This is a genomic window from Deinococcus frigens DSM 12807, from assembly GCF_000701425.1.
GTDB lineage: Bacteria > Deinococcota > Deinococci > Deinococcales > Deinococcaceae > Deinococcus > Deinococcus frigens.
The window spans coordinates 104,062-125,039 of sequence record NZ_JNIW01000004.1; the positions used below are offsets into that span (position 1 = coordinate 104,062).

A 20,978-nucleotide genomic window follows, 5' to 3' on the forward strand; every position below is an offset into this window, starting at 1 on the left:
GGCGGATTTTTTTGGTCTGGCACGTTCTGGCCCGCTTTTCGGGTGGAGAGGCAGGTTGAACGGTCCGCCTCTCTGGTCTCGATTGCTCTAGGCTGCGCGCATGCTCAAGCATGTGTCGTTCGTCACTGCCGATCTGGACGCCGCACTGGCCTTCTACGGGCGGCTGGGCGGCGTGACCGAGAAGAACCTGACCACCCCGGAAGGCCACCGGCGCGGCGTGGTGCGCCTGGGTGAAAGTGGGGGGGGCCGCCTCCAGTTTTTCCAGATTGCGGGCGAGTCGCCGCGCCCGCACCCCCACTGGGCCGAACATATCGCGCTGCACGTGACGGGCCTGCGCGCCCTGCTGCCGCAGTTGCGGGCGGCGGGGATGGTGGTCAGCCGGGACCTGGCCCCCAGCCCCGGCGGGCGCGACATGGCCTTTGTGCTGGACCCGGACGGGCGGCAGGTAGAACTGCTGGAAACCGTCGTGCTGGATCCTGGAACGGGCTGATCAGCGCACCGCGTTGCGGCCCCCGTTCTTGGCCTGGTACATTGCCTGATCGGCGCGCCCGAACAGTTGGTTGGGGGTGTCGTTAGTGCCCTGGTAGGACGCCACTCCGAAACTGGCGGTGATGTTCAGGTCCGCCAGCGGCTGATCGCTGATTTCCCGGCGCAGCCGTTCGGCGATGATCAGGGCCTCGGGTCTGGCCAGCTCCGGCAGCAGCACGATAAATTCCTCGCCGCCCCAGCGGCCCACCAGGCCGCCGCCGCCCACCGTGCGCCTGAGCCGTTTGGCGACTGCCCGCAGCACGTCGTCGCCAGTGGCGTGGCCGTGCTGATCGTTGACGCTCTTGAAGTGGTCAATATCGGTCACGATCACGCTCATGGGGGTGTTATTTTTCCGGGAATCGTCCATCGCCCGTTCCAGTTCCTCCTCGATTGCGCCGCGCCCGTAGACCGCAGTCAGGGCGTCCTGCCGGGCCGCCCGGAGCCTGCCCTGGTCCTGCTCGTGGGTCAGCAGGTTGCCCTCGATAAAGGTCATGACCAGATACGAGACGTAGGCGGTAATCGCCAGGATCATGCAGACCGTCAGCCAATCGGCCAGTTGCGCCCCCGTGAGCGGTCCGCGCAGCGTCAGCGAAACCAGGATGGTCAGCAGGCTCAGCACGTTGACCCCCAGCCCCCAGCGCGATCCAAGCAGCAGAAAGGAGACCAGCACGTTGACGCTCTGCCACAAGAACAGTTGCAGCACGCTCAGATCGGTGTCCAGCAGGCGCGGGATTTCCAGGGCCAGGGCCAGCAGGCAGCCGCCGTAGGCCACCAGATATACCGTGCGGATCTCCTGCGGCCACCGCCACACGGCCAGACAGGCGAGGCCAGTCAGCAGCGTGAGCCCGAACCTCGGCGTCTGGACAGCCTGTGCAAGGGAGACGGGCGGATCGACCAGCGCCCCCAGCAGCAGGTACACGACGTAGGTCAGGCTGGCAGCGTACAGCGCGTACTGCTGACTCCTGAGCAGACGGTGTTGAAGTGTGCTTTCGCGGCTGACCATGACCCTGGGGGCAGTTTGTGTGGTCAAGCATAACAAGAAGGTTGCAGGGCCGGCGCGTGGCTCTGGCCTCAGCTTCCTGTCCCCTATGCGGCACTGTGGCCCGCGTGGTCGCCCCGGCCCGTCAGGAACGCCGGACCATACCCAGCGCGCGGCGGGCAGGGTGAGCAGATGGGCGGCCATCGGCACGGTCGCAGGCGACTGCTGTGGCCCGGCCCTGAATCAGTTCAACCACGCGGGCCAGGGCAGAACGGCCCCCAGCCCGGTGGGTTGATCTGAAGTTGGCTGGAGCGTCCGACACGCAGAAAGTGTCTGGCTGCTTCGGCTGAAACGCCTCTGGCGCTGCCTGGCGCGGTCCGAGCCGAAAGTGACGTGACTGAATCGAGCCAAGCCGGATCGAGCCAAGCCGGATCAAACAAAGATCGAGCCGCCGAAAGCCTGTGGTTCCGGCGGCTCTCCTGATGGCCTGACCTCAGTCCAGCAGTTCGCCCGCCGCGAAGAACAGGCCCAGTTCGCGCTCAGCGCTCTCGGCGCTGTCGCTGCCGTGGGTCACGTTCTCGCCGGTGGTGGTGGCAAAGTCGGCGCGGATGGTGCCGGGGGCGGCGTTGGCCGGGTTGGTGGCCCCCATCATGGCCCGCCAGCCCGCGACGGCCTCGTTGCCTTCCAGCGCCATGGCCACCACGGGGCCGCCGGTGATGAAGTCCACCAGTTCGCCGAAGAAGGGGCGCTCCCTGTGTTCGCTGTAGTGCGTCTCGGCGGTCTGGCGCGAGATCACCATCTGCTTGAGGCCCACCACGCGGTAGCCCTTGCGGGCGATGCGGGCGAGGAGTTCGGGGGTCAGGCCACGGCGCACGCCGTCGGGTTTGATCATTGCAAAAGTCCGTTCCATAGCGCCAGCGAGCATAGCAAAAAGGCGGGGGTCCGCCGCGCTCCGGTTTCTACGGGCGCGGGCAGGCATGGGGCGTGAACCCCGTAGCTGTTTTTGGCCCGTACAATACCCGCGTGACCCACAACACCCAATCTCGTCCATCCGGGGATGCGTCGCGCGTCGCGCTGATTGCGTGCGCGGTGGCCGCCGCTGGCATGCTGCTGTTTCCGCTGGCCGCGCTGGGCCGGGGCTTCAGCGCCGACGCCGTGCTGCTGCACCTGAGCGGCTCGGTGCTGAACCTCGCCAACAACCAGCAGGCCCCGCAGGCCGATCCCGGCAACGCGCTGGCGCTGGGCTGGGCCACGCTGGCCATGATCGCCGTGACCCTGATCGGGGCCGTGCGGCGCGCGGGCTGGTTCTGGATCACTGGCCTGCTGGCCACCGTGCTGGCGGTGACCGCCGTGCTGGTGCTGGACAATGGGCTGGCCGCCCAGATCGAGCGGGTGGCCGCCGACACCAGCCTGCGCGCTGGAACGCGGCGGCAACTGCGCAACTTCTACGACGGCGGCGGCATGAACCTGGGGTTGTTTCTGCCCCTGCTGGCCGGGCTGATCGCGGCAGGAGCGGGTCTGAGCGCGCGGCCCTGGGTGATGGACCGGTTCAACCGTCTGCGCGGGCTGCTGGTGCCGGTCTCGGCCATCACGCTGGCGGTGCTGGTGGGCGCGGTGGTGGTGCTGATGGTGCAGCCCAGCGTGAATCCCACGGACCAAGCATTAACTTTGTGGCAGGGCTGGCTGGCCAAGAGCGACGTGGTGTATTTCGTGTACTCCACGCTGTTTGCGCCGGTCACCCGCCTGTCGCCGCTGCTGTCCAGTCTCAAGCTGGCCACTCCGCTGATCTTTACCGGCCTGAGTGTGGCCTTCGCCTTCCGCACCGGGCTGTTCAACATCGGCGCGCCGGGGCAACTGACCATGGGGGCCATCGGCGCGATGTTGATGGGCGTGTACGGCCCCCCCAGCCTGGGCTGGGCGCTGCTGCCGCTGTCGGTGCTGGCGGCGGCGGCGGGGGGGGCGCTGTGGGGCGCGATTCCGGGCCTGCTGAAAGCCCGCTTCGGCTCCAGCGAGGTCATCAACACTATCATGCTCAATTACGTGGCCTCGGCGGTGTTCATCTTCATGATCGGCAGTGAGACCTTCGCGTTTCTGGGCAAGGAGTACCCCCTGCCCTTCAAGGCCCCCGGCTTCGAGGCCAAGAGCCAGGAACTGCAACCCACCGCCCAACTCCCCACCCTGCTGGACCTGTTCAACGTCGGCCCGGTGGGCGGCGGCTACGTCCTGAGCATCGGGATCGTGGTGGCGCTGATCGCCCTGCTGATCGCGCGGTTTCTGCTCAGAGCCGTCAAGAACGGTGGGCTGATCGCCGTCGTGATCGCCGTCGTGGCGGGCGCGCTGACGTGGCGCATCGGACTTCCGGCGAACGTGAACGGCAGCCAGCTCAACGCGTCTTTTTTAATCGCGCTGGTCTGCGTGGCGCTGTTCGGCACGCTGATGTGGCGCACGGCCACCGGCTACGCGCTGCGGGCGGTGGGCCTGTCTCCCCGCGCCGCGGAATACGGCGGCATCAGCGTGGCGCGTGGGACCATCCTGGCCATGACGCTGGCGGGGATGTTCGCCGGTCTGGCAGGCACGCATTACGTCAACGGCGGCGCGCTGGACGAGTACCGCCTGAAGGGCAACATGCCCGTCAACGTGGGCTTCGACGGCATCGCCGTGGCCCTGATGGGGCAGAACACGCCCACCGGGGTGGTGCTGGCCAGCCTGCTGTTCGGGACGGTGGACACCGGCGGCGTGGACGTGGACCAGCAATTGGAGGCCGTGAACAAGGACATTGTGACCGTGCTCAAGGCACTGATCGTGCTGTTCATCGCCGCTGGGGGCTTTCTGAGCCGACGACTGGTGGACCCGCCGCCGCCGCAACTGGTGGCCGCCACCGACAGAACCGGGACCGACGAGGGCGGCAGGCTCTCGCCCGGCGTAGCGGCGCAGCAGGCCGGGACGCCCAACCCCAACGTCGGACAGAGCAGCGAAGAGAACACCCGCGAAGGGGGCAAATAATGGACGGGCTGCTGGCGCAACTGATCACGGCGGCCTTTTTGGCCACCTTTATTCGCAGCCTGGTGCCGCTGCTGCTCACGGCCCTGGGCGGGCTGTTCAGCGAGCGCAGCGGCGTGGTGAACATCGCGCTGGATGGGCTGATCATCTTTGGCGCGCTGGGCGGGGCGGTGACCACCCTGCTGCTGCAACCCGCGCTGGGATCCGCCGCGCCATGGGCGGGCTGGGTGGGCGGGGCGCTGATCGGCGGGCTGATCGCCTGGATTCATGCGGTGGTCAGCATCAAGTACCGCGCCGATCAGGTGATCAGCGGCACGGCCATCAACCTGCTGGCAGCCGGGGTGCCCCCGGTTATCCTGACCGCGCTGTATGACAGCTCCACCGAGAGTCCCAAAGTGGCCAACGCGCTGCCGCTGTGGGGCGTGGGCGAGCTGCGTTTCTCGCCCCCGGTGTATTTCGCGTTCCTGGCGGTGGCGGTTACCTGGTACGTGCTGTACCGCACGCCGTTTGGCCTGCGCCTGCGCGCCACCGGGGAGCAGCCCGGCGCGGCGGCCAGCATGGGCATCAACGTCAGGCGCATGCGCTACACCGCCGTGATCCTCTCCGGCGTGCTGGCGGGGACGGCGGGTGTGTTCCTGAGCATTGGCAACCTGGATTCCTATGTCCGCAACATCAGCGCGGGGGGCGGCTTCATCGCGCTGGCCGCGCTGATCTTCGGGCAGTGGAAGCCGCTGGGAGTGCTGGGCGCAACCGTGCTGTTCGGCTTTCTTCAGGCGCTGTCCATCGCGCTGGGCGGCGGTGACCTGCTGCCGCCGACGCTGGTGCAGGCGCTGCCGTACCTGATCACCATTCTGGCGCTGATCTTTACCGGGCGCAGCCGCGCGCCCAGGGCGCTGGGGCGGCCCTATGACGGGTAGGACCCATAGGGCTTGAGGATGGACCTGTCTGCCCTGCCGCCAGACCGCGCCGCTCCGCCGGGCCGGGAACGCGCCGCATTCGGCACGGCCCTGCGCCTGGCACGCGAGGCGCGTGGGCTGACCCTGCGCGAGCTGGCCCAGACCACCGCCCTCCGCCGCGACTACCTTCAGGCGCTGGAAGACAGTCAGCCCCTGGAAGACGGCCAGCTCGGCGGCCTGCCCGAGGCCACCTTCGCCCGGGCGTATCTGCGGACCTACGCCCGCGAACTGGGGCTGGACCCCGCCCCGCTGCTGGCCGAGTTTGACCGCCTGGCCCGCCCCGGCCCTGGGCAGCTGCCCAGGGCCGCGCCCGCCGCAGTCCGGGAGCAGGAGGACGCGCCGACGCTGGGGCCGGTGCGCACCACATTGATCGTGGTCCTGCTGGTGTTGCTGGTGGCGGTCGCCGCGCTGCTGCTGCGCCGCCTGGCCCCGGCGGTGGCCACGCCAGCCGCGCCTGTGTCCACACCTTCGGCAACACCGCCCGCCGTTCCCCCGCCGGTCATCCCGCAGGGCACCATCTTGCAGGGCACCGTGCGCCTGAGCGTCAAGAGCCTGCCGAACGGCGCGGTGGTTTATCTCGACAACCGCAACCTGGGGCAGGCACCGGTGCGGTCGTTCCCGGTGGACGCCCGCGCCCGGGCCGAGCTGCGCGTGGAGGCGGCGGGCCGCACCCCCCTACGCCAGACCATCAACCTGGGCCAGAGCCGCAACCTGCGGGCCACCCTGCCCGCCAGCGCTCCGCTGTCTGGAAGCGGGCAGCCTGGAACCCAGCAGCCCAGAACCCGGCAGCCCAGCGTCCTGACGGACCTGAACACCGGGGTCAAGACGCTGACGCCGTTGCCGTTGCCCCCTGCCGTGCCCGCCACGCCCACCGCTTCTGCCGTTCCCACGCCCTTCGCCGCCAATGAAGTGGCTGTCCGCTTCGCGGCGCAGTCGTGGGTGCGAGTGACCGATAAGGAGGGACAGGTGCTGTACGAGGGCCTGCCCCCAGTGGGTAGTGTCCTGAAGTACCCGCCGAGCGTGAGCGTCCGGGCCGGAAACGCGGGAGCGGTGCGGGTCAGCGTGGGCGGCGGCCCGGAACAGGCGCTGGGCGAGGCCGGGGAGGTGGTGACCCGGCAGTTCTAGCGCCACATCGCTGACGGGGCAGTTCTGGGGGGCCAGTTCTGATGGGCCAGAGCTAACGGGCCAGTGCTAACGTGCCGGTGCTGACGGGACAGTTCTCCTGGAGCGGGACCAGCCTTGCGGGTTCTGCTCAAGCGCCGGGTAACGTACAGTGAATGGCAGTGAATTCCAACACTCCTCCCCCTGACCCTGCCGGTCCTGGCCAGCCCGCAAGCGGACCATCGGTTCTGATCTCGCCTGTCGTGGGTCAGGACGCGGCCCCGCCCGCCGCCGCGCCGCCCGCGCCGGTGCCGCCGATCAGCGGGCCAATCGATTCGCCGCCGCACGCCCCGCCGCCCAATGCCTTCCAGTACCTGTGGCGCTATCCCTGGGTGCGGGCCGCTGCTTTCGTGCTGCTGGCCTACCTGGCGTACCGACTGGCGGGACAGATTCATACCGTGATCGTGGATTTTCTGGTGGCCTTTCTGATCGCCTACCTGGCCAATCCGCTGCTCAACTGGCTGCAACGCGGGCGGGTCGCGCGCGGGCTGGGCGTGTTCTTCGTGGTGCTCCTCTTTTTCGGGCTGTTCGCGCTGGTGGGACTGCTGCTGGTCACCGTATCGGGGCAACTGATCATGTTGGTGCAGAGATTGCCGGACCAGATTGGCACGCTGGGCGACATTCTGGACCGTCTGGCGGCCTGGCTCACGGACCGGGGCGTGGGCGGCCTGGCCAACGCCCGCGAGCAGATCATCACGGCGGCGCAGGACTACTTCCAGAACCTGGGCGACAATCTGGTCCCGCTGCTCCGCAACGCCCTGAATTCGACGGGAACACTGTTCAGCAGTCTGTTACAGGTGGGCGGCGTGGTGGGTCAGGTCCTGCTGATCTTGCTGCTCAGCATCTACCTGATGGCCGATTACAGCCGGGTCAACGCCACGCTGCTGGCCATCTTTCCGCGCCCCTGGCAGCCGCGCGTCTTGGAATTCAGCGGATTGATCGGCACGGCGGTGGGCGGTTACGTGCGCGGGCAACTGCTGATCGCGCTGTTTATCGGCGTGTTCGTGTGGCTGGGCCTGACCCTGATCGGCGTTCCCAGCGCCGCAGCCATCGGCTTTATCGCCGGGGCCTTCAACATCGTGCCGTACCTGGGGCCGATCATCGGGGCCACGCCCGCCATCTTGCTGGCGCTGACCATGCCCAACGTGCTGCTGACCATCTTTTTTGTGATCCTGGTCTTTGTGGCGGCCAACCAGATCGAGGGCAACTTTCTCAGCCCCTACATCCTGAGCCGCACCACCGACCTGCACCCGGTCACGGTGCTGGTGGCCATTCTGGTGGGCGTCTCCTTGCTGGGCTTTGCGGGCGCGCTGCTGGCCGTGCCGCTGGTGGCGCTGGGAAAACTGGCCTTGCAAAAGTACTACTATCCCAGCCGGCTCTATACCGAGGGGCCGTAGCCGGGGCGCACCGTCGCCTGAACTGGTCGGTCCGACATATGGGCGGCCCTTTTTGCTTTGATGACAGGTGGTGTTAACGCCTCCCAAACGCTCCCAGTAGCGCAGGCTGGTGCTGGGTTACGTAGGCGCGCGTCAGGATGTTCATGCGGTCCTGGCCCGTTGGCAGAATCAGCACGTCTTCCAGCCGGGTTCCCTTTGCGGGCCGCCAGCCCTGGCCCTGCGGGGTGTTCACCTGCGCCGCACCCTCGCCTGCCAGCGCCCGGGCCGTGAACTGCGCGCCGCTGAGGTTTAAAAACCAGGCCAGGGGCCGGGCGTCGCTGTCGTACTGGAGGACGATTTTCTGGACGGGCAGCGGCGGTCTTGTCGTCCAGGCGGTGCGGCGCAGCCCCGGAATACGTTGCTTCAGGTTCGCCTGCGCGTCGTAGGCCCCGGTGGCGGTGAACAGCACCTTGGACACCAGATCCTCGGAGCCGCCGTTTTGCGCCGCTTTGCGGCAGCCCGCCAGCGAACTCAGCGCCAGCGCGGCCAGCAGGGTGGGGACGGGACCTGTTCTCATCGCCCCAGACGATATCCCCACAGTGGCCCCACCATCCAGACGAATATCCTGAAGGCTGTGAGCCTCTCCCACCCTGCCCTGCTGCTAACCGGCGCGTTATTGACGGTTCTGAGCGTGCTGGGCCTGTCGCTGCAACTGGGCTGGCGCGCGGGTGCCTCGCGCCGCCCGCACCACATCCTGTTTTTCGCCGTGTGTATGGGCGTGGTGGTCTGCCTGGCCCTGACCTTTGCGGTAGGGGAGAGGTGGTGGGCGCTGCTGCCCGCGCTGGGGCTGCTGCTGCTGATGCCGCGCACCCGTCCGGGCCGGGCCGGACACTGGCGGCTGGCGCTGGCCTGCGCTCTGGCGTATGGGCTGGGGACGTGGGCGGCGTGGTGAGAGATTCCGTGTGCGGTGAGGGGCGGGGGCAGCAGTCTTCCCTGCGGCTGCTAGCCTGCCCCCATGACCTCCCCACCGCTGGCCCAACCCACCGCCCTGCCGCCCCCAGTGATGGGCGGCGTGATCGAAGGCATGCTGCGGCGGCGCACCACCAACGGTCCCTTCCGCCCCGAGGCGGTCCGCCGCGAGGACCAGCACACGCTGATGCGGGTGGCGCAGGCCGCGCCCAGCCACTTCAACTCCCAGCCGTGGAGATTCGTCCTCATCGAGAACCCGGCGACGATTGCGCGGGTGGCCGAGCTGGCGGGCCAGAGCATGACCGAACTGATCGAGGCCGGGCTATTCTTCGAGCGCTACCGCCGCTACTTCCGCTTCTCGCAGGCCGAGTTAGAGGAAAAGCGCGACGGCATTCACATCGATCATCTGCCGGGGCCGCTGAGGCCCTTTACCCGGCAGGTGTTCAGCGACGCCGGGTTAAAGGTCATGCGGCAACTGGGGGTTCCCAGAAAGCTGGGCCAGGACAACCGCCAACTGGTGGCCGGAAGTCCGCTGCTGCTGGCCGCGCTGCTGGACAAGACCGAGTACCGCCCCGGCGAGCTGTCGGGCTTTTACAGCGTGTTCGGGCTGGGCGCGGCCATTGAGAACATCTGGAACGCGGTGGAGGCGCTGGGCATGGGCATCCAGTTCGTCAGCACCCCCGCCGAGATTCCGCGCCACTGGCAGGAGGTCCAGCGGCTGCTGGTGGTGCCGGACGAGCTGGAACTGATGGCGCTGTTCCGCCTGGGCTACCTGCCCGAGGAGCACAGCCGCCCCACCATCGACTGGAGCAGCCGTCACCGCAAACGCTTGGAGCAATTCGTGTACCGTGAGAGCTGCGCCGTGCCGGAAGCGGAGGATGCTCCTCTCCGAACCTCTGGACACGCTCAACTCTGATCCATCCTCGCCTCGTTTCAGAGGCGCAGACTCCCGAACGGAGGCACCACCCATGACTGCAAATGCTACCCAGAAAGAACAACCCAACGCCGCCGACAGTGGCACCTTTAAGATCGGCGGCGACCTGAGCGTCAACCGCCTGGGCTTCGGCGCGATGCGCGTGACCGGCGACGGCATCTGGGGCGATCCTGCCGATCCCGCAGGCGCAATCGAGACCCTCAAGCGCCTGCCCGAGCTGGGCGTCAATCTCATCGACACCGCCGACAGCTACGGTCCCGCCGTCAGCGAGGAACTGCTGCGCGAGGCGCTGCACCCCTACGACACGGTGGTCATCGCCACCAAGGCCGGGTTGACCCGCACCGGCCCCAACGTCTGGACGCCGGTGGGCCGCCCCGAGTACCTCAAGCAGCAGGCCTACCTTTCGCGCCGCCGCCTGGGCGTGGACCGCATTGATCTGTGGCAACTGCACCGCATCGACGAAAGCGTGCCCCGTGACGAGCAGTTCGGGGCCATCCGCGAGCTGATGGACGAGGGCGTGATTCGCCACGCCGGACTCTCGGAGGTCAGCGTGGAGGAGATCGAGGCCGCCCGCGAGGTGTTTCCGGTGTCCACGGTTCAGAACCTCTACAACCTGGTGAACCGCAAATCCGAGGACGTGCTGGACTACTGCGAGAAGGAGAACATCGGTTTCCTGCCGTGGTTCCCCCTGGCCGCAGGCAGTCTGGCCAAAGACGGCAGCGTGCTGGACGACGTGGCCAAGCGCCTGAACGCGACTCCCTCGCAGGTGGCCCTGGCCTGGGTCCTGAAGCGCAGCCCGGTGATGCTCCCGATTCCCGGTACGGGCAAGGTGCGCCACCTGGAAGAAAATGTGGCCGCCGCCAGCCTGACCCTGACCGACCAGGACTTTGCCAAGCTGGACGAGGTGGGCCGGGCCGAGTGGCAGAAGAACCAGAAGTAGGGGAGGAGGGGGCAGAGGGTTCAGCGCGGACCTTCAGGTCTTCCTTGCCATGAATGGGCGGCACCGACTCCGAAGTCTGGTTGTGGGACCGCCCATTCGGGTTGACCCCTCCGGCGTTGCGCGCCACTTCCCCTCAAAAAGGGAGGCAAGGAGATGAACGCGCTTTACGATCTTCTACGCCTCCCGGTCCACTTTGAGGAAGGCAGACTCAGGGGATCGCTTTACAACTCAGGTTTTCCCATTTCCAGTTTCCCCCTACTGTTTCGGGTCACAATGCCCGGATGAGTTCCGCCCTTCCCCTGTTGCGTTCGCTGGTGACTGGCACGCCGCCCTGGCGCACACCGCAAGCCGAGATTCAGGCCGCTGCCCGCACCCTCTTTCCACGCATGGCGGCGCGGCCCCACCTGCTGGAGGTGTTCGCCAACGCCCGGATCGAGTCGCGCGCCCTGGCCCGTCCGCTGGAGTGGTATCTGCAACCGCGTGGCCTCGGCGAGAAGAACGCCGTGTTTATCGAGGAGGCCCGCGCTTTGATGACCCGGCTGGGCGCGGAGGCGCTGGCCCGCGCCGAACTGCGCCCCGCCGACATCGACGCGGTAATCGTGGTGAACACCAGCGGCCTCAGCACGCCCAGCCTGGACGCCTGGCTGATCGAGTCGCTGGGCCTCAACCGTCACGCGGCGCGGTTGCCCGTGTGGGGCCTGGGCTGCGCGGGCGGCGCGGCGGGGCTGGCGCGGGCCGCCGATCTGGTGCGCGCGGGCTTTCAGCGGGTGCTGTACGTGGCGCTGGAACTGTGCAGCCTGACCCTGGTGATGGGCGACGAATCCAAGAGCAACTTCGTGGGCACGGCGCTGTTCTCGGATGGTGGCGCGGCTTTGGTGGTCACCGCGCCGGATGTCCCCGGCCCGCCCCCGCTGCTGGCCCTGCGCGGCGCGTACAGCACGTTGATCGAGAACAGCGAGGACATCATGGGCTGGGATGTGGTGGATGACGGCCTCAAGGTGCGCTTCAGCCGCGATATTCCGGTCCTGGTGCGCGGCATGATGCGCGGCAACGTGGCCGAGGCTCTGGCCGCCCACGGCTGGACCCGGCAAGACGTCGGTACGTTCGTCGTCCATCCCGGCGGCGTCAAGGTGCTGGCCGCCTACCAGGAGGCGCTGGACCTCCCGGAGAACGCGCTGGACAGCAGCCGCGCGGTGTTGCGCGAGTACGGCAACATGAGCAGCGCCACCGTGTTATTCGTGCTGGAGGAGGCACTTAAAACTGGGCCGCAGGGCAGGGCGCTCCTGAGCGCAATGGGGCCAGGCTTCAGCGCCGAGCATGTGCTGATCGAACTCTAGAGCATTTGTGCAAATGGTCGGCAAAATTTACTTACTGTCTCGGGCAGAACAGCCTGTCGTCGTGAGAGAGCACCCGTACGGGGCTACTCTTACACATCAGCACGGTTGCCCACCCGTTCGGTCAACAGTGGGCAGCTCTTTCGACAAATGCTCTGGAAGATGGACCGTGAAGGCGGCCAGACCTGTTCCACGGTCCACCCGTTGACGAGCTACAACTTCTCTTCTGCGTTCACCGTCTTGTCCGGGTCCGCCGGAGCGCCGCTGGCGGGCAGGCCGTCTTTCAGGCCGCCGAAGCTGGCAGGATTGATCGCGTCGCCGCCCTGCTCCTCGGCGCGGGGATCAAGGGTGCTGGCCACCTGCTGCGCGGTAGAGGTGGTGGACCCGTCCGCAGCGTGCTTGTCGCTGATCGCGTCCACCACGCCACTCAGCTCCGACTCGCTGGGAGTTTTGGGGGTGCCCGTCTCCCACTTATCGGTAGTCTGCACAGCGGTCTGCGAAACATTCGTTTCAGCCTGTGATTGCGGCTTGCCTTCTCCCATCTTGGTGCCTCCCTGGCGGTGCGATCTGGTTTGCGGTTACCTACGAGCGCTGATTGGGATTTTTAAGCGTGTCGGTGCCAATCACGCTCTCGGGCAGATTCTCGGCCTGCCTGGCCTTTTCCTGCATTCCGGTCTTCTGGACGCCCTTAATGTCGCTCAAATCGTTGGTGTCCTTGACGCCGCCCTGCGGGCTGTGGCCTTCCTGCGCGGGGTGATTGGTCTGGTCGGTGCCGGGTTTACCCTCTCCCATGATTAGATCCCTCCTGAATTTCGAGTGATCTCAGGCTAGAGCAGGCGAGCGGCCTGGTGGTGCGCCCATGCTTTACGGAGTTTTGGGGCTTTACAGCGTTTCAGGGCTTCCCAGTGTTTCAGGGCTTCCCAGCGTTTCAGGGCTTGAGCGAATGCCCGGACTCCAGTGACCGCTGAAGTAAACTGCGGCAAATGCAAACTTGGATGGGTCTTGGCCGGGTGGTCTTGCTGGTGCTGGGGGTGCCGCTGGCTGTATTCGCCTTCGTTCTGGCGATATTCGCGGGTGGAGAGGGCAGCCCAGAAGCCCAACGTATGGCGGTGGCCCTCCTGACCGTCCCGGTGGCCTACCTGATTTGCCTGATGGTCTCGGTGTGGCTGGTCAGCAGAAGAAAGGGTGGTTCGGCCCTGGCTGCGGCAGCGTTCCCTTTTCTTTATGTGTTGATCGCATTCGTTGTGGCGGCGGCCTGGCCCACTCCATCCTGATACGGTTCTGGAACTGGCTGGAACTGGGCTGGCCGGTGAAGGGCAATGGAGGGACCACGGTTTTTATCTGGCGGCCCTCTTCGGACCGTTGCTCTGCGATAAGCACAGCGATGAAATTCTGTTCCATGCCCGGCCTGATCGCCTTGCTGCTGCTGGGGGCGGTGCTAACCTTTTTTAGCGTCGCAGCGTCGGCGTTCGCCAGCGACAGTGGTGCACAGGACCCGGTGGGAGCGCATTTCTCGGAGACCATGATTGCCGTGCTGCCCGTCTATTTCATCTGTGTGATGGCCGCAGTGGTCCTGATGATCCTGGGGCGCGGCAGGCTGGCGCTGTGGGCTGCGGTTTCCCCGTTTCTGTATTTCGTGGGGGCCTTGATTTTGACTCTGGTCAGATCACCGTGACCGGAAAAACCCTGCGTCCCGTCTGTGGCTGAAAAATAGGTTCAGTCGCACGCCCCCGGTCCTCTCTGGCGCGGGAAGGACGGGGGGTGTGCGAACAGTTCTAGAGCCGGTGCCCCAGCAAACGCAGCCCCATGAACACCACGAACACGGTACCGCCCTCGTGCGCGATAACGCCCAGCGGCAACGGGATGTGCCCGGCCACCGCCAGCGGCGCAATGACCAGAATGACCCCGAAGGCGAAGGCCAGATTCATGATCACCGTGCGGCGTGCGTCCTTCGCCAGCTTCACGGCCCCTGCCAGCTTGCCCAGATCGTTTTTCATCAGCACCACGTCGGCGCTTTCAATCGCCACGTCGGTACCGCTGGCCACGGCGATACCCAGATCGGCGCGGGCCAGGGCGGGCGCGTCGTTCACGCCGTCCCCCACCATCGCCAGCGGGCCGGGCAGCTCGCCGATGATTCGCAGCTTGTCTTCTGGCAGCAGTTCGGCGCGGTACTCGCTCAGGCCGATCTGCCCCGCCACGGCCTGCGCCACTTCCCTTCTGTCGCCGGTCAGCATAACTTGGTGGGCCACGCCCGCCGTCCTGAGGCCCGCGATGGCGTCGGCGATGCCGGGGCGCAGGGTGTCGGCCACGCCCATCACAGCCACCACCCGCGCGTCAACGCCCACGATCACGCTGCTGCCCCCCGCATGCAGCTCGCTCAGGGCAGTTTCCTGGATGGGCGACAGGCCGGCTCCTTCCCGTGTCATCAGGCGGAGGTTTCCGGCCCAGACCCGCTCGCCGCCGTCCAGCGTGGCCACGATCCCCAGCCCCGGCACCGCCTGCGCGTTGCGAACGGGCACAAAGGAGACGTTCTGTGCCCGCGCTGCCGTCACCACCGCCCGCGCAATCGGGTGTTCGCTGTGAGACTCCAGTCCGGCGGCCAGGGCCAGCGCGCCCGCCTCGTCGTCGGCCACCACGCGGGCCAGCGTCATCTTGGCCTGGGTCAGCGTACCGGTCTTGTCGAAGGCCACCGTCTGCACGCGGGCCAGGGCGTCCAGCGCCGCGCTGCTCTTGAACAGCACGCCGCTGCGCGCCGCCGCCGCCATTGCGCTGAGCATCACGGCAGGGGTGCTGATGACCACCGCGCAGGGGCTGGCCACCACCATAAAAGTCATGGCGCGGTACCACGAGGTATCCACCGACAGTCCAAAGCCGTAGCGCAGCAGCGCGAAGACCAGCGGCACCAGGACCAGCACAAGCGTGGCATACGGGCTTTCCCAGCGCTCGGTGACCGTCTCGGTGCGGCTCTTGGCGGTCTGCGCCTGTTCCATCAGGGCCACCAGGCGGGCCAGGGTGCTGTCACCCGCCGGGCGAAGGACCTCGGCCTCCACGCTGCCGTTCAGGTTGATCGTGCCGGAGGCCAGTTCCGCGCCCATTGCCTTGTCGATGGGCAGGCTTTCCCCGGTGATCGGCGACTCGTCCACCGCCGTGTGCCCAACTGTCACGCGGGCGTCGGCGGCAATCCGCTCGCCGGGCTTGACGATCAGCACGTCGCCAATCCGAATCTCGCCCAGCTCGCACCAGCGTTCGCGCCCGTCGCGGCGCACGGTGGCCCCCTGCGGACTGAGGTCCATCAACGTGCTGATGGCGTTCTTGGTGCGGCCCATCGCCCAATCCTGGAGGGTGTTGCTCAGGCTGAACAGGAACAGCAGGACCGCGCCGTCCGCCGCCTGTCCGATGCTCGCCGCACCCAGGGCGGCCACCACCATCAGCAGGTCCACGTCCAGCTTCTTTTCCACGAACAGACTGTGCAGCGCCTCGCGCCCGGCGGGAATGCCCCCGGCCAGATAGGCGACGAGGTAGCCGCCCCACATCACGAACGGGTTGTCGATCAGGTATTGCCCCGCCGCGCCCACCAGCAGGCCCAGCAGGGTCAGGCCCGTCAACAGGACGGCGAGGCGTAACTCGGGCGAGAGGTGAAAGCGGGGTTGGCGGCTGGGTGCAGCGAAAGCGGCTGGAGTGGCTGTACTGGGAGTTGGGGTGGTCACGGAACCTCCTGGGCGCGAATCCTTAACAAGAATGGTTCTCAATAAGAGGATTCTACCCCGCCATCGCCGCAAACTCAACGCCCCATCCTGGGCGGAGAAGTCAGGATGGGGGCGCTGTTTTCCGGTCGTCGGTGGCGTGCGTCTGACCAGGGTGTACGCTCGGGCATGAGACATCTGCTGACGCTGTCGCTGGCCGCGCTGGGGGCTTTTGCACTGGCGAACACGCGCCCGGCGGTCAACCATGTGCGCTTCTCCGCCGACGCCTCGCGGGTGCTGGTCCTGAGTTCGGGGGTGCAGGATGGCTCTGGCCTCGGGACGGTCAGCCTGAAGGTGTTCAGTACGGCGACGGGGGCGCTGCTCTACAGCCGCCAGCAAACGGCGGACAGTGCGCCCAACACCCTGCGCTGGAATCTGCTGACCACCCCGCCCATCCCGGCCAGACTGTCGGCCTACGGATTGACGCCGGGAGCCGTCTCCGCCGCAACATACATGCGCGTTGACCCGCAGCCGGTTCCGCAGTGGAGTGGCGGCCTGGGTGCGGGACAGGCGGACGTTACCCGCGTGCCCCTGTGGTCCATTCCCGTGCCGATCAGGCTGGAGGTGTTCGCCCTGCCCTCGGCCTGCCGGTACGGCGATCTGCTCCAGGCGGGTGATGTCCCGGCAGGGTTCAGGCTGACCGTGAACACCCAGGTGATCCACCACGACATCAGTCTGCCGTCAGACCGCGCCTGTGCCGCCCGCTACTCGCTGGAGCGCCTGGACGTGCGCGGTAACCGCGTGCTGGTCACGTTGCGCGCCTACGGGCCGGGTTTCGAGGGACCGGACGCCACGCCGATGTTTATTGCGGCGACGCTGCACTGAGCACTCCTACACCTGCGCCGCAACTCCCTGCATCAGCGCCCGCATGGCGTCCAGCTCCTCGGCGTTGACGGCGTGACCCAGGCCCGGAAAGACGCGGGCATCCAGCGCCGCGCCGCGTGAACGCAGCAGATCCGCGCTGGCCTCAAAGCGGTCCAGCGGAATATGGGCGTCGTCCGGGGCCACGCCCATGAAGATGGGCAGCCCGTCCAGATCGGCGTCCCTGTCCAGGGTGATCAGTGCGCCGCTCAGGGCCACCACGCCGCCTAGCTTCACTGCGCTGCGGCTGGCGTATTCCAGCGCCAGACACGCGCCCTGGCTGAAGCCGCCCAGCACCACCTTCTGCGCCGGGATGCCCTGCGCTTCCAGCTCGGTCAGCAGGTCCTCCACCGTCGCCAGCGCGGCGTCCAGATGCGGCTGATTTTCTGCGACTGGGGCCAGGAACGAATGCGGATACCAACTGTTCCCGGCGGCCTGTGGGGCCAGGTAGGTAAAGGCACTCAGGTTCAGTCCTCCCTCCAGCGACAGGATGTCCTGCGCCGTGGCCCCCCGCCCGTGCAGCAGGATGGCCGCCACCCGCGCCTCGCCCAGCGGACGCCCGGCGGTCAGCACCTGTATGCCTGGGCCGGGCAATTCGTCTCGTGGCGTGGCCCCCAGTTCCCGCGTTCCCAGGGTCACGCCGTATTCGGGACTGACGATGCGCGGCAGGTGCGCCTCGATGGCCGGGCGGCGGGCCTCGTACCACGCGGGCAGCCGCAGGTGCTTGCCCAGCCCGTCTACCGGCTCGTCGTCGGGGAAGCCGGGGGCGTCGGTGGCGATCTCGAACAGGATGCCATTGCCCTCGCGGAAATAGATGCTGTGGAAATACTGGCGGTCCTGCACGGGCGTGGGCCGGTAGCTCGCCGCCGTCAGTTGCTCCAGATACGCGGTCTGCTGGGCGTCGTCGCGGGTCCGCAGCGCGGCGTGATGCACGCTGCCTGCCCCGAATGAGCCGCGCGGCTGCCCAGGGCGTTCCACCACATCCACGAACAGGCCCACGCCCGCGCCGCTGCCGTCATCACCGCCGCCCCGGAAACGGGTGCGCGGCCCCCCCGCGCCCTCCTCTGTCCCTACCTCGCTAAAGCCCAGTTGGCCCACCAGCAGGTCACGCACGGCCCCGGTGTCGCCCACCCAGCCGGTGACCGAGTGAAAGCCGCGCAGGGCGTGTTCGAGCGGCACGGGCGAGGCGGGCCAGTCCTGCACGGGCGCGCCGTCCTCGAACACCAGTTCCACCCACGTCCCGTCTGGATCAGCCACGCTCAACACCTCCTGGCCAAAGCGCTGGCCCCTGCTCACTTGCAATCCCGCCCCAGTCAATCCCGGCCCAGTCAGGCGGCCCAGCCAGAAGTCGTAAGAGGCGATTGGGGCGCTGTAGGCCGTCGCCACCACCTCGCCGTTGCCGCGCACGCCGCGCGCCGCGCCGGGCCAGGGAAAGTGGGTCATGATCGTCCCCGGCTGCCCCGTGCGGTCCCCGTAGTACAGGTGATAGGTGCCGGGATCGTCGAAATTGACCGTCACCTTGACCATGCGCTGCCCCAGCACTTGAGTATAGAAATCGATGTTGCGCTGCGGATCGCTGGCCATCACCGTGACATGGTGCAGGCCCTGCACCGGGGAAATCTGGACGGGAGAGGGAACAGTCATGGCACGATAATAGCTTAACATTGAACGATTTGAAAGGAGGAGCTGAAGGTTGAGCCGATTCGGGGCGGCTGAACGAGCAAACCGGTTGGCCCGCTCTGGAGGACGTCTCCCCGGCGATCAGTAACGTGCCCAGACTCTATTTGTGCTGTGTCAGGTCCGCCCTGCCGCCGGAAGTCCGCGCTGCATCCTGCCGCCTGGCTTCCAGGCCCAGTTTGCGGGTCAGGGCGCTGAGCTGCCGCAGTTCTTGTGGGTCCAGCACGCCGAACAACACCTGAATGCCGCGAACGTGGCCCGGCAAGATCCGCTCGATCAGGCCGCGCCCCCCAGCGGTCAGAGAAATCTGGAAGGCGCGGCGGTCTGCGGGGTTGCGCTCCCGGCTCACCAGATCGCCGCGCTCCAGATTGTCGATCACCATGGTCAGGTTGCCGCTGGAGCGCAGGATCTTGTCGGCCAGTTGGCGCTGGCTGAGCGGCCCCAGGTGGTACAGCGCCTCCAGCACCGCGAACTGGCTGAGGGTCAGGCCGTGGTCCGCCAGATGCCGGTTGGCCGTGACCTCCACCGCATGCGCGCCCCGCCACAGCTTGATATAGGCGTCCAGCGCGGCACGCTCGGCGTCGTTGCCTGCAAAGCGGTTAGGCATACCGGGTATCCTCGGCCCAGTGCACCACGGAAATCAAGCAGGTGTGGAATGGCTTCAGGAGCGGCCCCGCCCTCTCTCCCCGGCGCGGTACTCCTCGGTGGCCAGGCGGATGCACGCGGCGACGGCGCTCATGGCGGTGTAGACCTCGCCCACCGGCGGGCGCGTCGGCGCGAGGCGGATGTTGCGGTTGCCGGGGTCCAGGCCGTCCGGGTAGGTGGCCCCGGCGGGGGTCAGGCTCACGCCCGCCGCGTCGGCCAGCTCCACCACACGGGCGGCCACGGGGGCCGCAGTGTCCAGGCTGATGAAGTATCCGCCCTGTGGGTTGGCCCAGGTGGCAAATTCATCGCCCTCGCCCAGTTCGGCCCGCAGGGTCTCGTCCACCGCGCGGAATTTGGGGGCGATCAGCGCGGCGTGGTCTGCCATCAGGCCCTCGATGCCGCCGGGATAGCCCCTCAGAAATTTGACGTGCCGCGCCTGCTCGGTCTTGTTGGGGCCGATGCTCTGGGCGTTCAGGTAGCCCGACATCCACTTGACATTGTCTTCGCTGCTGGCCACGAAACCCAGCCCCGCCCCCGCCAGCGTGATCTTGCTGGTGCTGGCGAACACAAAGGCCCGGTCAGGATGCCCCGCGTCCCGGCACAGCGTCACGAAGTTGACCGTCTCGGGCGGCGTGCCCAGATGGTGCGCGCGGTAGGCGTCGTCGGCCAGGATGGTGAAGTCGGGGGCGGCGGCCTTCAGGGTGGCCAGCCGCCGGGCCTTCTCGGCGCTGACCGTCTCGCCGCCGGGATTGCTGTACGTGGGCACGAAGAGAACGCCCCTGATACTGGCGTCGTCTGCCGCCAGCCGCTCGATGGCGTCCACATCCGGCCCATCGCGCTGCATGTCCACCGCCACCAGCTCGAAGCCCAGCGTCTGGAGCAGCAGAAAGTGACGGTCATAGCCCGGCGTGGTCACGATGAATTTGGATTTGCTCTCGCCCTTCACCCACGGCCCGGCGCTGTTCCGCATGCCGTGCAGCAGCGCGAAGGTCAGCACGAAGGCCTGCAACTCCAGCGAGGCGTTGTTCCACACGATCATGTTCTCGGCCTTGACATCCAGATAATCCGCAAACAGCCGCCGCGCGCTGGGCAGCCCGGCGACGCCCCCCGGATAGTTGCGCAGGTCGATGCCGTCCATGCTCAGGTCCAGCTCGCCCAGCGTGGACAGCAGCCCGTTGGACAGGTCAAAATCCGCGTCGGACGGCTGGCCGCGCTGCATGTTCAGCTTCAGCCCTCTGGCACGAACGGCGTCGTAAGCGGTCTGGGCGGCGCTCAGGGAGTCGGCGGAGGCGGGGGCAGAACCGTCACGGGTCATGCCTGTACGTTACCCGCTGGGCGGTGCCGGGGGGATGAGGTTGTTTGGTGGGGCCGGACAGTGGGGAGGTTGTGGTGCTTCCTGATCTCGCATATTTCGTTGGGCTGAGCGCAAGGGTTGGGCTTTTGATCTGCCAGTCCCGCTTGACCCCTCCGGCCCTACGGGCCACCTCCCCTTCTAAACGCTTGATGCGCAATGAGAATGATGGAACAACGGACGGTCTTCGCAAGTGCAAGAACAGTTGGTGACCCCAATTCTTGATGCTGAAACCGTCCTGACCACACTGTACTGCCGTATTGACGATGCCCTTCAGGCCGTGCCACAGGCACGGCCCATCCGTCCAGGGCCACGTTGGACACTCAGCGACAGCGAAGTGCTGACGTTGGGCGTTCTGGCCCAATTTGTTCCCCATCTCAGCGAACGTGCCTTTCTCCGGTTTGTGGTTGAACGTTTTCCCGGTGCCTTCGCTTCATTGTCGACTCAAAGCGGCTATAACCGACATCTGCGTGACCTGTGGGGTGTGCTGGCCTGGTTGGGGCCAGCCCTGGCCCGTCAGGCCA

The 20,978-nt window shown here is 67.1% G+C and carries 22 protein-coding genes; 13 read left to right on the forward strand and 9 right to left on the reverse strand.

Going from position 1 to position 20,978, the window contains the following annotated elements:
- Positions 1–100: 100 nt before the first annotated feature.
- Complete coding sequence (locus Q322_RS0102730; protein WP_029475695.1) at positions 101–490, forward strand: VOC family protein; 390 nt, start codon at positions 101–103, stop codon at positions 488–490.
- On the opposite strand, the gene Q322_RS0102735 is transcribed toward Q322_RS0102730, so the two are convergent.
- Both Q322_RS0102735 and ndk read right to left on the reverse strand, forming a co-directional pair.
- Positions 491–1,558, reverse strand: a complete 1,068-nt coding sequence (locus tag Q322_RS0102735; protein WP_245593112.1) for a GGDEF domain-containing protein — start codon at positions 1,556–1,558, stop codon at positions 491–493. It abuts the gene before it with no gap.
- Between the two features lie 442 nt (positions 1,559–2,000).
- The gene (gene ndk, locus Q322_RS0102740; RefSeq protein WP_029475700.1) at positions 2,001–2,417 is read right to left on the reverse strand and encodes a nucleoside-diphosphate kinase; all 417 of its coding nucleotides are present in this window, start codon (positions 2,415–2,417) and stop codon (positions 2,001–2,003) included.
- Between the two features lie 113 nt (positions 2,418–2,530).
- On the opposite strand from ndk, the gene Q322_RS0102745 reads away from it, so the two are divergent.
- The 4 genes from Q322_RS0102745 (at position 2,531) to Q322_RS0102760 (ending at position 8,021) form a co-directional block, all read left to right on the forward strand.
- Positions 2,531–4,510 carry an ABC transporter permease gene (locus tag Q322_RS0102745; RefSeq protein ID WP_029475702.1) on the forward strand — a complete coding sequence of 660 codons (1,980 nt, stop codon included), beginning with the start codon at positions 2,531–2,533 and terminating at the stop codon, positions 4,508–4,510.
- Positions 4,510–5,424, forward strand: a complete 915-nt coding sequence (locus Q322_RS0102750) for an ABC transporter permease (RefSeq protein WP_029475704.1) — start codon at positions 4,510–4,512, stop codon at positions 5,422–5,424. Before Q322_RS0102745 ends, Q322_RS0102750 begins: the two co-directional genes overlap by 1 nt.
- A gap of 18 nt (positions 5,425–5,442) precedes the next feature.
- Positions 5,443–6,588, forward strand: a complete 1,146-nt coding sequence (locus Q322_RS0102755; protein ID WP_051668051.1) for a RodZ domain-containing protein — start codon at positions 5,443–5,445, stop codon at positions 6,586–6,588.
- Positions 6,589–6,893: 305 nt separating this feature from the next.
- Positions 6,894–8,021, forward strand: coding sequence for an AI-2E family transporter (locus tag Q322_RS0102760; RefSeq protein ID WP_029475708.1), 1,128 nt, complete (start codon positions 6,894–6,896; stop codon positions 8,019–8,021).
- A gap of 73 nt (positions 8,022–8,094) precedes the next feature.
- On the opposite strand, the gene Q322_RS0102765 is transcribed toward Q322_RS0102760, so the two are convergent.
- Complete coding sequence (locus tag Q322_RS0102765) at positions 8,095–8,577, reverse strand: hypothetical protein (protein ID WP_029475710.1); 483 nt, start codon at positions 8,575–8,577, stop codon at positions 8,095–8,097.
- A gap of 57 nt (positions 8,578–8,634) precedes the next feature.
- Here Q322_RS0102765 and Q322_RS0102770 point away from each other — a divergent pair, with 57 nt between their 5' ends.
- The 4 genes from Q322_RS0102770 (at position 8,635) to Q322_RS0102785 (ending at position 12,180) form a co-directional block, all read left to right on the forward strand.
- Positions 8,635–8,952, forward strand: coding sequence for a hypothetical protein (locus Q322_RS0102770; protein WP_029475712.1), 318 nt, complete (start codon positions 8,635–8,637; stop codon positions 8,950–8,952).
- 132 nt (positions 8,953–9,084) lie between these two features.
- Positions 9,085–9,885, forward strand: a complete 801-nt coding sequence (locus Q322_RS0102775) for a nitroreductase family protein (protein ID WP_415831292.1) — start codon at positions 9,085–9,087, stop codon at positions 9,883–9,885.
- A gap of 52 nt (positions 9,886–9,937) precedes the next feature.
- A complete protein-coding gene (locus Q322_RS0102780) occupies positions 9,938–10,843 on the forward strand; it encodes an aldo/keto reductase (RefSeq protein ID WP_029475716.1) in 906 nt (301 codons plus the stop codon).
- A gap of 281 nt (positions 10,844–11,124) precedes the next feature.
- Positions 11,125–12,180, forward strand: a complete 1,056-nt coding sequence (locus Q322_RS0102785; RefSeq protein WP_029475718.1) for a type III polyketide synthase — start codon at positions 11,125–11,127, stop codon at positions 12,178–12,180.
- A 209-nt stretch (positions 12,181–12,389) separates the two neighbouring features.
- Here the strand turns inward: Q322_RS0102785 and Q322_RS0102790 are convergent, their stop codons facing one another.
- Both Q322_RS0102790 and Q322_RS0102795 read right to left on the reverse strand, forming a co-directional pair.
- Positions 12,390–12,719, reverse strand: coding sequence for a hypothetical protein (locus Q322_RS0102790; protein WP_029475719.1), 330 nt, complete (start codon positions 12,717–12,719; stop codon positions 12,390–12,392).
- 40 nt (positions 12,720–12,759) lie between these two features.
- Complete coding sequence (locus Q322_RS0102795; protein WP_029475720.1) at positions 12,760–12,969, reverse strand: hypothetical protein; 210 nt, start codon at positions 12,967–12,969, stop codon at positions 12,760–12,762.
- Positions 12,970–13,160: 191 nt separating this feature from the next.
- On the opposite strand from Q322_RS0102795, the gene Q322_RS0102800 reads away from it, so the two are divergent.
- Both Q322_RS0102800 and Q322_RS0102805 read left to right on the forward strand, forming a co-directional pair.
- On the forward strand, positions 13,161–13,451 hold the full coding sequence (locus Q322_RS0102800; protein WP_029475721.1) for a hypothetical protein: 291 nt from the start codon (positions 13,161–13,163) through the stop codon (positions 13,449–13,451).
- A gap of 125 nt (positions 13,452–13,576) precedes the next feature.
- The gene (locus Q322_RS0102805) at positions 13,577–13,852 is read left to right on the forward strand and encodes a hypothetical protein (protein WP_034417377.1); all 276 of its coding nucleotides are present in this window, start codon (positions 13,577–13,579) and stop codon (positions 13,850–13,852) included.
- A gap of 100 nt (positions 13,853–13,952) precedes the next feature.
- On the opposite strand, the gene Q322_RS0102810 is transcribed toward Q322_RS0102805, so the two are convergent.
- Entirely contained in the window at positions 13,953–15,884 is a 1,932-nt protein-coding gene (locus Q322_RS0102810; RefSeq protein ID WP_034417379.1) for a heavy metal translocating P-type ATPase, read from the reverse strand.
- Between the two features lie 165 nt (positions 15,885–16,049).
- Here Q322_RS0102810 and Q322_RS0102815 point away from each other — a divergent pair, with 165 nt between their 5' ends.
- Positions 16,050–16,745: a DUF2259 domain-containing protein gene (locus Q322_RS0102815; protein WP_029475727.1), complete on the forward strand. Its 696-nt coding sequence runs from the start codon at positions 16,050–16,052 to the stop codon at positions 16,743–16,745.
- A 6-nt stretch (positions 16,746–16,751) separates the two neighbouring features.
- Here Q322_RS0102815 and Q322_RS0102820 read toward each other — a convergent pair whose 3' ends face one another.
- From Q322_RS0102820 to Q322_RS0102830, 3 genes are all read right to left on the reverse strand, one after another.
- On the reverse strand, positions 16,752–18,425 hold the full coding sequence (locus Q322_RS0102820) for a VOC family protein (RefSeq protein ID WP_029475729.1): 1,674 nt from the start codon (positions 18,423–18,425) through the stop codon (positions 16,752–16,754).
- Between the two features lie 136 nt (positions 18,426–18,561).
- On the reverse strand, positions 18,562–19,065 hold the full coding sequence (locus Q322_RS0102825; protein ID WP_029475730.1) for a MarR family winged helix-turn-helix transcriptional regulator: 504 nt from the start codon (positions 19,063–19,065) through the stop codon (positions 18,562–18,564).
- 54 nt (positions 19,066–19,119) lie between these two features.
- Positions 19,120–20,418 carry an aspartate aminotransferase type Ic gene (locus tag Q322_RS0102830; protein WP_034417380.1) on the reverse strand — a complete coding sequence of 433 codons (1,299 nt, stop codon included), beginning with the start codon at positions 20,416–20,418 and terminating at the stop codon, positions 19,120–19,122.
- Positions 20,419–20,662: 244 nt separating this feature from the next.
- Between Q322_RS0102830 and Q322_RS24085 the strand changes: the two genes are divergently transcribed.
- Positions 20,663–20,978, forward strand: a 316-nt coding sequence (locus Q322_RS24085; protein ID WP_211248862.1) for a hypothetical protein, incomplete at its 3' end; no start/stop codon positions are given.

Bases quoted from the DNA above. Each gene is read 5' to 3' on its own strand.
- ndk (WP_029475700.1), bottom strand. From the start codon at position 2,417: ATGGAACGGACTTTTGCAATGATCAAACCCGACGGCGTGCGCCGTGGC.
- Q322_RS0102805 (WP_034417377.1), top strand. From the start codon at position 13,577: ATGCCCGGCCTGATCGCCTTGCTGCTGCTGGGGGCGGTGCTAACCTTT.
- Q322_RS0102775 (WP_415831292.1), top strand. From the start codon at position 9,085: ATGCTGCGGCGGCGCACCACCAACGGTCCCTTCCGCCCCGAGGCGGTC.
- Q322_RS0102785 (WP_029475718.1), top strand. From the start codon at position 11,125: ATGAGTTCCGCCCTTCCCCTGTTGCGTTCGCTGGTGACTGGCACGCCG.
- Q322_RS0102730 (WP_029475695.1), top strand. From the start codon at position 101: ATGCTCAAGCATGTGTCGTTCGTCACTGCCGATCTGGACGCCGCACTG.
- Q322_RS0102755 (WP_051668051.1), top strand. From the start codon at position 5,443: ATGGACCTGTCTGCCCTGCCGCCAGACCGCGCCGCTCCGCCGGGCCGG.
- Q322_RS0102790 (WP_029475719.1), bottom strand. From the start codon at position 12,719: ATGGGAGAAGGCAAGCCGCAATCACAGGCTGAAACGAATGTTTCGCAG.
- Q322_RS0102815 (WP_029475727.1), top strand. From the start codon at position 16,050: ATGAGACATCTGCTGACGCTGTCGCTGGCCGCGCTGGGGGCTTTTGCA.
- Q322_RS0102765 (WP_029475710.1), bottom strand. From the start codon at position 8,577: ATGAGAACAGGTCCCGTCCCCACCCTGCTGGCCGCGCTGGCGCTGAGT.
- Q322_RS0102750 (WP_029475704.1), top strand. From the start codon at position 4,510: ATGGACGGGCTGCTGGCGCAACTGATCACGGCGGCCTTTTTGGCCACC.
- Q322_RS0102820 (WP_029475729.1), bottom strand. From the start codon at position 18,425: ATGACTGTTCCCTCTCCCGTCCAGATTTCCCCGGTGCAGGGCCTGCAC.
- Q322_RS0102800 (WP_029475721.1), top strand. From the start codon at position 13,161: ATGCAAACTTGGATGGGTCTTGGCCGGGTGGTCTTGCTGGTGCTGGGG.
- Q322_RS0102825 (WP_029475730.1), bottom strand. From the start codon at position 19,065: ATGCCTAACCGCTTTGCAGGCAACGACGCCGAGCGTGCCGCGCTGGAC.
- Q322_RS0102795 (WP_029475720.1), bottom strand. From the start codon at position 12,969: ATGGGAGAGGGTAAACCCGGCACCGACCAGACCAATCACCCCGCGCAG.
- Q322_RS0102830 (WP_034417380.1), bottom strand. From the start codon at position 20,418: ATGACCCGTGACGGTTCTGCCCCCGCCTCCGCCGACTCCCTGAGCGCC.
- Q322_RS0102780 (WP_029475716.1), top strand. From the start codon at position 9,938: ATGACTGCAAATGCTACCCAGAAAGAACAACCCAACGCCGCCGACAGT.